Genomic DNA, 10,402 nt, shown 5'->3' on the forward strand with positions numbered 1-10,402 from the left:
GGCGCCTTCGGTTCAGTCTGGACAGTAAAAGGCGCATGGTACGCTAAGCCTCCATCGCGGGGCGCCACCCGTCAAAAAATAGCTAATCTGGCAACGTTGTTGCTTTTGCGGCCGGCAAGCAAGCCACGGCGGCGGCGCGCAGATACTCCTAGTACAATAGGGAAAAGCTTCATACAGGCATCAAAGTGGCCCCGGCCCTGGCATTACGCCACTTTGCCCCCACATGTGATGCAGCCCCACCGACACTCCGAATCACCTACCGCAGAGATCCCATACCGCATGAGCACATTTGAAAAAGTCAGCAGCAACTTCATTCCAGTCTTGCAGGCAACCATCGAGCAATATGTCGAGCCAGCAACGGGCATGCGTCATATCCACATGCATACCGAGCAGGCTGAGATGGTGTTCCTGGTGGCCTTTCCCACTGTGCCGGAAGTGAGCGACGGGCGCGCCCACATCCTGGAACACCTGGCCTTGTGCGGCTCGTCCCGCTACCCGGTGCGCGACCCCTTCTTTTCGATGCTGCGCCGCTCGACGGCCACCTTCATGAATGCGATGACCTATCCGGACCGCACCGTGTATCCGTTCGCCAGCACCGACCGCAAGGATTTCTTCAATCTGCTCGACGTGTACCTGGACGCGGCTTTCTTCCCGAACCTCGATTACCTGAACTTCCGCCAGGAAGGCTGGCGCCATGCGTTCGAAGGCGACAAACTGGTGTACCAGGGCATCGTCTTCAATGAAATGAAGGGCGCTTTCAACAGCCCCATGCGCGCGCTCGACAGCGGCATCGCCAGCACCTTGCTCAAGGGCACGACCTACGAAGTGGAATCGGGCGGCGATCCGCTGGTAATCCCGGAACTGACGCATGACATGCTGAAAGAATTCCACGCCAGCCATTACCACCCGTCGCAAGCCGTGATCATGACCGCCGGCAATATCGAAGCGTCGGCCGTGCAGGAACAAGTGGCCGAACGCGTGCTGTCCAAGCTCAGCGGTTTCTCCGAACGCCGCCTGCCGCAGCTGGCCCCCGCCTGGACGGCGCCGCAGGAAAACATCGTGAAGATTCCGTCGCAGGAAGCGCGCGACGATGAATTCGGCCTGCAATTCGCCTGGCTGATGGGCGAGTCGAGCGACCCCATCGCCTACTACCACGCGCATTTGCTGTCGCACGGCTTGCTGGGCGAATCGTCGGCGCCCGTCATGCGCGCCATGGAATCGGCCGGCTATGGCCGCCCATCGGACATGAATGGCCGCGACGCGGGCATCCGCCAGATGGTGTTCCACATCGGCATGGAAGGTTTAACCAAAGAACAGATCGCCGATGCGCACCAGCTCATCTGGACGGCCCTGGAAGAGACGGCGGAAGAGGGCATTCCCGCCGCCGTGCTGCACGCGGCCTTGCGCGACATCAAATACAGCCAGCGCGAAATCAGCAGCGGCCGCATGCCTTACGGCCTGGGCCGCTTGCTGCACGCCTTGCCGCTGGCCATGTATGGCGGCGACGTCATGGACGCCTTCGACAATGCGGCCATCCTGGAAACGCTGGAACAGCAGATCGAAGACCCGGCCTTCTTCAAGCAGCTTGTGCGCGAACTGATCGCCAACCCGACCCGCCTGACGACGCACGTGGTGCCCGACAGCGCCTACTTCACGGACCGCGCGGCCCAGGAAGACGCCAAGCTGGCGGCCCTGCAAGCGCGCCTGACGGATGCCGAGCGCGAGCACATCGTGGCCGAGTCCGCCGCGCTGGAAGCGCATCAGCAACTGCCATCGAATTCGGAAGTGCTGCCGCGCATCCGCCCTGGCGACGTCAGCGCGCTGCCGCGTCCGGCATTGCCGATTCCCCCTGCCGTCAACGGCGCCGTGGCGTTCAGCATCGCCTCGAACGGCATCAGCTATGCCAACGTGCTGTACGACGTGTCGGGCTTGCCGGAAGCGTCGTGGCCATGGCTGCGCCTGTACACGGACCTGGCGCCGGAACTGGGCGTGGGCGACATGTCGTTCGACGACGCCAGCGCCTGGCGCCAGAGCATGGTCCCATCGTTCCACATCGGCCTGGAAGCCATTCCCCGCCCGCAACAGGCGATGCGCGTGGAATTGTCGTTCTCGGCCAGCGGCTTGCGCGAAGAACACGCGGCCATCGCCGCCGTGCTGTCGGCCTGGATCGCCAAACCCCGCTTCGATGAAGAAGAGCGCCTGGCCTTCCTGATCGAAAGCCTGGTGCAAGACAAATTGAGCAGCCTGGCCGAATCGGGCAACCGCTACGCCATGCTGGCCTCGGCGGCTCCCCTGTCGCCGACGCGCCGCTTCGACGACATCGTCGGCGGCCCGGCGGCACTGCCGTTCTACCGCCGTTTGCAGCAGCTGAGCAAGACGTCGGCAGGCTTGCAGGAAATCGCGCGCGAGCTCGACACCCTGCACGCGCACATCATCGCCCAGCAGCCAACCGTGCTGTGCGCGGGCCTGGAGCAGGATGGCATCACCCTGGCTCGCTTGCTGGCATTGCCGGTAGCCAGCACGGATGCCACGACGCCTGGCGACACGGCAACGCCAGCAGCCTTGCCGCTGGCCAACACGGCCCTGCATGCGACGAGCCAGATCAACCATTGCTTCGTTTCCTGGGCCGTACCCGGCGTGCACAATCCGGACGCCTCGGCCCTGGCCGTGGCCGCTGAACTGATGACCAACCAGGTGCTGCATACGGCCCTGCGCGAAAAAGGCGGCGCGTATGGCGGCAGCGCCAGCTATGCGGCCGGCGCCGGCACGTTTACCTTGAGTTCCTACCGCGACCCGCGCCTGGCCGGCACGTTTGCCGACTTCGGCACGACGCTGGATCAAATCCTCGACGGCGATTTTTCGCAAGAGCAGGTGGAAGAAGCCATCATCTGCGTCATCAAGGGCCTCGACAAGCCGCACTCGCCATACGCGGAAGCGCTGACGGCGTGGAACATGCAGCAGCGCGGCACGACGGAAGCCGTGCGCCAGCAGTTCCGCACCGGCGTATTGACCTGCACCCTGGCGCAGATCAAGGACGTCACGCGCACCTGGCTGAAAAACGGCCAGCCGAGCCGCGCCGCGTTTGCGGGCAACACGACGCAAGACCTGGCCGGGCTGGAAGTGGTCGATTTGCTGGCGCTGGCTTCTTAAACGGCCGTTACGACGCGGTAGCCATCACTTGGGTACCGCGTCAGGTTCCATGAACATCAGTTCCCACTGATGCCCATCGGGATCCTGAAAACTGTGGCCATACATGAAGCCGAAATCCATCGGCTCCTTGTAGATGCTGCCGCCCGCCTGGACGGCCTTCGCCACCAGCGCATCGACTTCGCCGCGGCTCTCGGCCGACAAACACACGAGCACTTCCGTCGCCACGGTGGTGTCGCACAGCTGCTTGGGCGTAAATTGCTGGAATTTTTCGTGCGTCAACAGCATCACGAAGATGTCGTCGGCAACGATCATGCATGTTGCCGTTTCATCGGTGAAATGGGCATTGAAACTGAAGCCCAGCGCCGTGAAAAACGCCACGGAGCGTTCCAGCGACTGGACGGGCAGATTGACAAATATTTTGCGGGCCATCATGTCTCCTTGAGGTGAGATGAAAAATGCTGCCCGCCGATTCTACACCGGCTTGTTACGTGCCAGCGCGTCCCACGGTCTTCGGCGCGTAGCCGAAATAACGGCTGAACGCGGCGCTGAAATTGGACGGATGGCGATAGCCCGTTTGCCAGCCCGCCTGCGCCACCTGACATCCATTTTCCAGCAGTAACTTTGCCCGCTGCATGCGCAGCGCCAGCAGGGTGCGCTGCGGACTGTCGTTGTAGCGGTAGCGCCACCCCTGCTTGAGCTTGAACAAGCTCAGCCCCGCTTGCGCACACAGGTAATCGAGCGTCAGGTCTTGCGCCATCTGCTCCTGCATCAGCGCATGGACACGCTCCAGCTTGATCATGTCGGCGTCGGACCAGCGCGGCACGGAAGCGGGCGCGGGCGCCGGACGCAGTGCCCGCAACTGTTCCGCCAGGACACTGAGCACGCCGATATGCACGGCCAGCGGATCCGTCGCGCGCAGCAGCGAGCGCGCGTGCAGAGCGCTGCTGCGCGTCGTGGCCGCATGCGCCAGCTGGCGCGCACCACCGTTCGGTAACAATGAAGTCAGGCCTTCCGGCCAGTAGCGCGCCAGCGCGTCTTCGCCGACCAGCACGCGCAATTGCACCGCCCGTTGATCCGCCTCGAAACGGCGCTCGCCGCTGACGTGGTGAAACGCCGTCACCGTCGTATGGCCGCCCTGGAAACGCAATTGCCCGCCATCGCGCGTCGTGTAGCCGGACGCGCCTTCCAGGCCGATGGTAATGACCATGCCGCCCGCATCGTCATGCTGCGATGGCTCGACGAGGGCAACGCGCGGGCGGTAATCGGAATGCACGAGCAGCAAGCCCTGGTCGACCTGGCGCTGGTCGGCGCGGCACTCTTTCAACCCCGGGTCCAGCTGGCGCCGCGTCCAGCCTGCCGCTTCCCTGTCCTGTTCCCTCATCGCTCCCCCTGTTTTCCACGCGCCGTCGCGCATACGAAATGCGCCGCGTCGCATACAAATGCAAATGATAATTATTCTCATTGTTGCATAAAATAGGCTTTCTTGCCTACCTCGCCGAAAGGAAATGCCATGCCGTTTACCACGCAACATGCCTTGCAACCCTACTGGGACCTGGCCGTCGCGCCCGTCCAGGCCGATGGGCTGGCCGCCGCCCTGGAACTGGGCATATTCGAGGTGCTGGCCACGCCGCACACGCCGGTGCAGCTGGCCGAAGCCCTGTCGCTGCACGCGCCGCACACGGCCCTGCTGCTGGAACTGCTCTGGAGCATGCAGGTGCTGGAACGCGATGGAGCCGCTGCGGATGCCGATACGCAGCGCTACCGCTGCACGGCCACCACCTTGCAGTATTTCTGCCGCAATTCTGTTGCCTTTTGCGGCGACGCCTGGCTGTACCGGCTGCATGCGCTGCGCCACTTCGCCACCCAGCTCAGTACGCTGGTGCGCGAAGGCGGCAAGGCCGCGCCCTACCGCACGGCAAATGGAGTCAACTGGGCCGTTGCCGCGCAGCAGCAGATCGGCCAGGAACAACGCGCCGTCACCATGCGCGCAGCCCTGTCCGTGATGCAACGGATCGCCCCGTTTGCAGACGGCAACACGCCGCTGCGCCTGCTCGACCTGGGCGGCGGTCCGGGCTGGGTTGCCATTGCGCTAGCGCAAGCCCATGCGGGCTTGCATGGCTGCGTCTTCGACTGGCCGGAAACAGCGGCCGTGGCGGCCGCCAACATCGCCCATGCGCAACTCTCTGACCGCCTGGAGACGGTGGGCGGCGACCTGGACAGCGACGATATCGGCAGCGGTTACGACCTCATCTGGTGCTCGTCCGTGCTGCATTTCGTGCCCGATATGGCGGCGGCCTTGCGCAAGATTAATGCGGCCTTGAAACCGGGTGGCGTCTTCGTTTGCGTGCAGGCGGAAATCGCTCCGGCAGCCGTTGACGCGGCGCGCGTGCTGCCGTATTACTTGCCGATGCGCATGTTGGGCCGCACGGTAACGCGCCAGGGGAAATTGGCACAATTGCTGCGCGACACGGGCTGGCGGCAAGTGGAGCAGTACGGCGCCAGCGATTTCCCCATGGCACCCGTGCAAGTGCTGATTGCGCGCACTTGAATGGCAGGCGTTTTACGCCGCACCTTGTTGCAGCGACTCGATGATCAGGCTGGCCAGCCGCTCGACGGGCGGCCTGGACACGCTGGAGGCGCGCAGCAATTCCAGCGACAACGGGGGCAGGGCGGGCAAGCCCGCCGCCACGTGGTCGAGCGCGCAGACGGAAGAGGGCAAGCCCAGGCTGGTGCGCACCGTCACGCCCAGCCCGGCGGCGGCCGCCGCCCACAGCCCCGCCAGGCTGGGGCTGGTAAACGCCGTGCGCCAGGCGATGCCGGCCCGGTCCAGCGCCTGCGTGGCGCAGCGCTGGAACAGGCAGTCGCGGTCGAACGTAATGAGCGGTAAAGGTTCGCCCGATTCGGGCCGCCAGGCCAGGCTGGACGAGGCGATCCAGCGCATGGCCGGTTCGGCGATATGCTGGCGCTGCTGCGGCGGATACTCGGCCACATCGGCGATGCACGCGCCGCCCCACAGCAGGGCCAGGTCCAGCTGCCCCATGGCCAGCCCTTGCATCAAGGCCGTGTTGCGCGCCACATGCGCCTCGATGCGCACTTTCGGATGCGCGCGGGCAAAGCGCCCCAGCACGTCCGGCAGCAAGGCTTCGCCAAAATCCTCCTGCAAACCGAGCCTGATCCAGCCTTCCAGTTCCGCGCCGCGCAAGGCGACGGCCGCCTCGTCGTTGAGTTCCAGCAGGCGGCGCGCATAGCCGAGCAGAACTTCGCCGGCCGGCGTCAGCGCCAGTCCCCGGCCATCCTTGCGGAACAGCGGCATGCCGGCCTGCTCCTCGAGTTTTTTCAGCTGCGCGCTGACGGCCGAGGTCGAGCGGCCCACCTTGTCGGCCGCGCGGGCAAAGCTGCCCAGCTCGATGCCAGCCACATAGCTGCGCAAAAAGGCGATGTCAAAATTCAGCAGGCTCATGGCATCAATACAATCGTCCGGTTTTGTGGGATGGTGACTAGTAAATTATCTGATATTCAGAACGATCGTACTGCGCAACACTGTCAGGGTCAACCACTTTCCCCTCCCTGCCATGACCACCAACTGCCCTGCCGTTTCCCTTCCTGTCACTGCGCCCGCACTGGGCAATGCCCACCGCTGGAAAGTGCTGGCCGTCGGCGTGGCGGCAAATGCCAGCTTTTCCGCCGCCGCCAACGGCATGCCCACCACGGCCATCTGGCTGCGCAGCGGCTATCACCTGAGCAATACGCAACTGGGAGTGGCGCTGGGCGCCATGGGCCTGGGCGTGGCCCTGACCGAATTGCCATGGGGCATGGCTACCGACCGCTGGGGCGACCGCCCCGTGCTGCTGACCGGCTTGCTGGGCACCATGCTCGCGCTGTTGACCTTGCTGCTGTGGATCACGCCGGCTGACGGTTCCGTGCCGCCCTTATGGGCGCTGGCGGCCGGGCTGGCGCTGGTCGGCGTGCTGGGCGGCAGCGTGAATGGCGCCAGCGGCCGCGCCGTGATGCGCTGGTTCGGCGCCGGCGAACGCGGTTTCGCCATGAGCATCCGTCAGACGGCCGTGCCCATGGGCGGCGGCCTCGGCGCCCTCGTCCTGCCCAGCCTGGCATCGCGCTACGGCTTCATGCCCGTGTTTGGCGCCCTGGCCCTCGTATGCGGCCTGTCGGCGTTTTTTACGTGGCGCTGGATGCATGAGCCCGACTTATCTGCCGAGGCCGCCACGGGGCCGCACAACGCGTCCACGGGCCTATCTGCAGTGAAGCAGCCGCTACCATTAAAAAACCGTAAAGTCTGGCGCATGGTGGCCGCCATCGGCTTGCTGTGCGTGCCGCAGTTTGCCGTGCTCAGCTACGCCACCGTCTTCCTGCATGACCATGGCCACCTGGGCCTGGCAGCCATCACGGCCGTGATGGTGGCCCTGCAGGCGGGCGCCATGGTGATGCGCATCTGGAGCGGGCGCCATACGGACCGCCACGCGAACCGGCCGGCCTACCTGCGCGGCTCGGCCCTGGTAGCGCTGGCCTCGTTCATTTTGCTGGGATGCATCGCCTGGCTGCAGGCACCGGGCTGGCTGTTGATGGCCGCCGTGGTGCTCGCCGGCATCGCCGTGTCCGCCTGGCATGGCGTGGCCTACACGGAGCTGGCCACGGAGGCGGGCGGCGCCAACGCGGGCACGGCCCTGGGCATGGCGAACACGGCCGTATATGCGGGCCTGTTCCTCACGCCGATTGCCATCCCGCATTTGCTGGCGGCCAGCAACTGGTCCGTCGTGTGGTGGCTGGCGGGGCTGGTGGCGCTTGCTACCCGCCCCCTGTTTCCGAAAGACTAGGGCAGCGCCCTGATCCGATACACGCAGCGCATGGCGTTGGCCAGCACATGCTGCTCGCGCACGATGCTGGCGTGCGGTCCCACCACTTCCTGGAACAGCTGCAGTTCCGAGCGGCAAAAGCCCTGGCAAGTGCGTGCGGCGGCGCAGATGGGGCAGTGGTCTTCGATCAGCAGCCAGTCGTCGCCGTCCGCTTCCACGCGCGCCATATAGCCCTCTTCATCGCGCACGGCCGCCAGTTGCTGCAAGCGCGTGGGCAAATCCGGCGCCGAGCACGCCTGCGCATACGCACCGCGGCTTTCCTCTTCGCGCTGGGTGATCAATTTATCGAGTCCCGCCTCGCCGAACAGCTGGCGCACGGATCCGATCAGCTTGATCGTCAGCTGCGCATGCGTGTCGGGAAAACGCGCATTGCCCGCTTCCGTCAAGACCCAGTTCTGGCGCGGCCGGCCAGCGCCTGCCTGCGCTTCCTGGCGTCCCTCGATGAGGCCCGCCGCCACCAGCTTTTGCACTTGCTGGCGCGCCGCCTCGCCCGTCATGTCCAGGGTCTTGGCCAGGGTCGCCGTGGAGACGGGGCCCTTGGTCTTGATGAAATACAGGATGCGCTCCGTCGTTTGCGGCGCTTCGCTATTATCCAAACGTTTACTTGTGTAATTCATTTCGCTCAACTATCATGGGGCCAGTTAACCAACTAATTGCTTGCATAATAGGCCGGTAGCTCCCTGCTGTCGAGGAGTTTCCACGTCCGCGTGCCGGCAAGACACTTTCTTGGACTGGATTTTCCATGCAGCTGCAGCACTCCATCTGGCTGTTTCACGCCATTCTCGCCACCGGCCTGGCCACCTGGCTGACCCTGGCCACCCTTAATAATCTGCACGCCTTCCACGGCTCCGTCTGGGCCATCGGCAACACCATGCGCATGGATCCATTGCGCCAGGACCCGACCATCCAGACGCCGCTGCTGCGCCGCGCGCTCACGTCCTTGACCCTGCACCGGCTGTCGCTGGGCGTGGTGCTGGCCTTGCAGCTGCTGGCCGCCATCGCCGCCTGGACGGGCGTGACGCTGTTCTTTGGCGCCTCCCTGACGGCGGCGCTGCCCTGGCTGAACCTGGCCTTGTGCGCCATGGCCGCCTTTTTGCTGCTGATGCACCTGGGCGGCCTGTGGTTCGGCTACTGGATCGCGCAGGAAGGCTTGCAGACGACGCATCTGGTGCTGCTGCTGTGGACCATCGCGCTGTTTGTACTTTTCAACGCGCAGCGGACCTGATCAGCCTCCGCTGCGCCTCTTCTTCCCCGCTGTAAAGGACTTCATCATGAATACGAAACTCGTCGGCGCTTCCGCGCTGGCCATCACCCTGGCCGTCGCCGGCGCCGCCCTGTATCCGCGCGCGGACTCGCATGCGGCCGATGCCGCCGCCACTCCCGCCACCAAGGTGGCGCTGGTGCCCGTCGTGCTGGGCACACAGGAACGCTTTTTTGCCGGCGTGGGTGAACTGGAAGCGGCGCGCCAGGTGCAGGTGGCGGCCGAGACGGGCGGGCGCATCACGCAGATACGCTTCGAATCGGGGCAAAGCGTAGCGGCCGGCGCCATCCTCGTCCAGCTGAATGACGCGCCGGAACGGGCGACCCTGCTGCGCCAGCGCGCACAACTGAAAAACGCGGAAAGCAGCCATGCCCGCACGGTGCAGATGGTGAAGGAAAAGGCGGCCACGCAGGAGCAATTGGATAGCGCCCTGGCCGCGCGCGATGCGGCCCTGGGCGACGTGCGCCAGACGCAAGCGCTGATCGCGCAAAAGACCATCCGCGCGCCGTTCGCCGGCCAACTGGGCATCCGCAAGGTCCATGCGGGCCAGTACCTGAACGCGGCCGACACGGTGGCCAGTCTGATCGACACGCAGTCGCTGCTGGTGAACTTCGCCCTCGATGAACAGAGCAGCGCGAAACTGGCGCGCGGCCAGGCCGTGCAAGTGCTGGTGGACGCCTATCCCGGCGACATCTTCACGGCGAAGATCAACGCCATCGACCCGCTGATCGCCCGCTCGCGCATGGTGCAGGTGCAGGCGGCGCTGAGCTATCCGCGCGGCGCTTTAAAAGCAGGCATGTACGCGAACGTGCGCGTGGCGCGCGAAGCAGGAAAACAGCTGACGGTGCCGGAAACAGCCGTGACCTACAGCGCGTATGGCGACACGGTCTTCGTCGCGCAGCAGGAGGGCAAGCAGCCGCTCACCGTCAAGCGCGTGGGCGTGAAACTGGGCGAGCGGGCAGGGGGCCGCGTGGCCATCCTCGACGGCTTGCGCGAAGGCCAGCGCGTGGTCGCTTCGGGCCAGCTGAAACTGGCCGACGGCATGGCCGTGCAAGCCGTCGCCAATACCCTGGACGAGGCCAAGCGCGCCGCGCCCAAGGCCGGCACTTAAGGGAAGGCC

At 65.2% G+C, this 10,402-nt stretch carries 9 protein-coding genes; 5 read left to right on the top strand and 4 right to left on the bottom strand.

Annotation, left to right across the window (positions count from 1 at the left end; all coding sequences use genetic code 11):
* The first annotated feature begins 279 nt into the window (after window positions 1-279).
* Complete coding sequence (locus AC3IQ7_RS01295; RefSeq protein WP_489208145.1) at window positions 280-3,150, top strand: insulinase family protein; 2,871 nt, start codon at window positions 280-282, stop codon at window positions 3,148-3,150.
* 24 nt (window positions 3,151-3,174) lie between these two features.
* On the opposite strand, the gene AC3IQ7_RS01300 is transcribed toward AC3IQ7_RS01295, so the two are convergent.
* Together AC3IQ7_RS01300 and AC3IQ7_RS01305 are read right to left on the bottom strand one after the other, a co-directional pair.
* Window positions 3,175-3,579, bottom strand: coding sequence for a VOC family protein (locus tag AC3IQ7_RS01300; protein WP_322429062.1), 405 nt, complete (start codon window positions 3,577-3,579; stop codon window positions 3,175-3,177).
* Window positions 3,580-3,634: 55 nt separating this feature from the next.
* A complete protein-coding gene (locus AC3IQ7_RS01305) occupies window positions 3,635-4,531 on the bottom strand; it encodes a helix-turn-helix transcriptional regulator (RefSeq protein ID WP_489208146.1) in 897 nt (298 codons plus the stop codon).
* Window positions 4,532-4,660: 129 nt separating this feature from the next.
* On the opposite strand from AC3IQ7_RS01305, the gene AC3IQ7_RS01310 reads away from it, so the two are divergent.
* Complete coding sequence (locus AC3IQ7_RS01310; protein ID WP_489208147.1) at window positions 4,661-5,698, top strand: methyltransferase domain-containing protein; 1,038 nt, start codon at window positions 4,661-4,663, stop codon at window positions 5,696-5,698.
* Window positions 5,699-5,710: 12 nt separating this feature from the next.
* On the opposite strand, the gene AC3IQ7_RS01315 is transcribed toward AC3IQ7_RS01310, so the two are convergent.
* Complete coding sequence (locus tag AC3IQ7_RS01315; RefSeq protein ID WP_099377656.1) at window positions 5,711-6,610, bottom strand: LysR substrate-binding domain-containing protein; 900 nt, start codon at window positions 6,608-6,610, stop codon at window positions 5,711-5,713.
* Window positions 6,611-6,722: 112 nt separating this feature from the next.
* On the opposite strand from AC3IQ7_RS01315, the gene AC3IQ7_RS01320 reads away from it, so the two are divergent.
* Window positions 6,723-7,982 carry an MFS transporter gene (locus AC3IQ7_RS01320; protein WP_489208148.1) on the top strand — a complete coding sequence of 420 codons (1,260 nt, stop codon included), beginning with the start codon at window positions 6,723-6,725 and terminating at the stop codon, window positions 7,980-7,982.
* Here the strand turns inward: AC3IQ7_RS01320 and AC3IQ7_RS01325 are convergent.
* Entirely contained in the window at window positions 7,979-8,638 is a 660-nt protein-coding gene (locus tag AC3IQ7_RS01325) for a helix-turn-helix transcriptional regulator (RefSeq protein ID WP_489208149.1), read from the bottom strand. The genes AC3IQ7_RS01320 and AC3IQ7_RS01325 overlap by 4 nt on opposite strands.
* A gap of 125 nt (window positions 8,639-8,763) precedes the next feature.
* Here AC3IQ7_RS01325 and AC3IQ7_RS01330 point away from each other — a divergent pair, with 125 nt between their 5' ends.
* A complete protein-coding gene (locus AC3IQ7_RS01330; protein WP_489208150.1) occupies window positions 8,764-9,246 on the top strand; it encodes a DUF2165 family protein in 483 nt (160 codons plus the stop codon).
* Window positions 9,247-9,292: 46 nt separating this feature from the next.
* Window positions 9,293-10,393 (top strand): efflux RND transporter periplasmic adaptor subunit, encoded by a 1,101-nt coding sequence (locus AC3IQ7_RS01335; protein WP_489208151.1) that lies wholly within the window; start codon window positions 9,293-9,295, stop codon window positions 10,391-10,393.
* Window positions 10,394-10,402 lie beyond the last annotated feature (9 nt).

It is taken from the genome of Janthinobacterium sp. GL_088, assembly GCF_057837845.1.

What these genes read in the sequence shown, in the direction of transcription:
- AC3IQ7_RS01305 (WP_489208146.1), bottom strand. Translation starts at nt 4,531, where the DNA reads ATGAGGGAACAGGACAGGGAAGCGGCAGGCTGGACGCGGCGCCAGCTG.
- AC3IQ7_RS01310 (WP_489208147.1), top strand. Translation starts at nt 4,661, where the DNA reads ATGCCGTTTACCACGCAACATGCCTTGCAACCCTACTGGGACCTGGCC.
- AC3IQ7_RS01325 (WP_489208149.1), bottom strand. Translation starts at nt 8,638, where the DNA reads ATGAATTACACAAGTAAACGTTTGGATAATAGCGAAGCGCCGCAAACG.
- AC3IQ7_RS01300 (WP_322429062.1), bottom strand. Translation starts at nt 3,579, where the DNA reads ATGGCCCGCAAAATATTTGTCAATCTGCCCGTCCAGTCGCTGGAACGC.
- AC3IQ7_RS01315 (WP_099377656.1), bottom strand. Translation starts at nt 6,610, where the DNA reads ATGAGCCTGCTGAATTTTGACATCGCCTTTTTGCGCAGCTATGTGGCT.
- AC3IQ7_RS01320 (WP_489208148.1), top strand. Translation starts at nt 6,723, where the DNA reads ATGACCACCAACTGCCCTGCCGTTTCCCTTCCTGTCACTGCGCCCGCA.
- AC3IQ7_RS01295 (WP_489208145.1), top strand. Translation starts at nt 280, where the DNA reads ATGAGCACATTTGAAAAAGTCAGCAGCAACTTCATTCCAGTCTTGCAG.
- AC3IQ7_RS01330 (WP_489208150.1), top strand. Translation starts at nt 8,764, where the DNA reads ATGCAGCTGCAGCACTCCATCTGGCTGTTTCACGCCATTCTCGCCACC.
- AC3IQ7_RS01335 (WP_489208151.1), top strand. Translation starts at nt 9,293, where the DNA reads ATGAATACGAAACTCGTCGGCGCTTCCGCGCTGGCCATCACCCTGGCC.